Genomic DNA, 652 nt, shown 5'->3' on the forward strand with positions numbered 1-652 from the left:
GCGCGAGCCCCGCACCGACTTCCGGTCCGAGCGGGTCAGCGGCGGCTTCCGGCGCGAGGGCCGGTTCGTGGTCGTCGGCGGCCAGCGCGTGGTGTACGGCTCGCCGGAGTATCGCCGCCTCGTCACGGTCGAGCGCCGGGGCGGCCCGCGGGTCCGCTACGTCACCATCCGCGGCCACCGCGTGCTGTACGGATCGCCGGAATACCGTCGCCTCGTCACGGTCCGCGAGACCGGTCCGCGCGAGCGCTACGTCACCATCCGCGGGCAGCGGGTGCTGTACGGATCGCCCGAGTACCGTCGCCTCAGCGTGACCACGACCGAGCGTCGCGGCAGCAGCGTCGACGTCGGCTTCCGCGGGCAGGATCGCACGGACGTGCGGACCCGCTCCACCCGGACCGAGACCCGCGACGATCGCAGCTTCCGCAATGCCGACCGGCGCAACGCCGGCGAGCGCGACACGGGCGCCGACCGGGGATCCGAGCGCAACGCCGACCTGCGTCGGGGCCAGGATGCGCGCGGCGGCCAGGGCAGGGGCGGCATCCGCAACGCTTCGGAGACGATGGGCGGCGGCAAGAGCGAGGACAGGGGTGGCGCCAACGGTGGCGTCAGGAGCGGGCGCGATGCCGGCATGACCGGCGGCTCGCCCGAGCGC

The 652-nt window shown here is 75.2% G+C and carries 1 pseudogene; it reads left to right on the forward strand.

The window, feature by feature from the left end:
- Window positions 1-652: pseudogene (locus FV223_RS31070) on the forward strand (hypothetical protein); the annotation flags it as partial.

It is taken from the genome of Methylobacterium sp. WL116, from assembly GCF_008039455.1.
Lineage (GTDB): Bacteria > Pseudomonadota > Alphaproteobacteria > Rhizobiales > Beijerinckiaceae > Methylobacterium.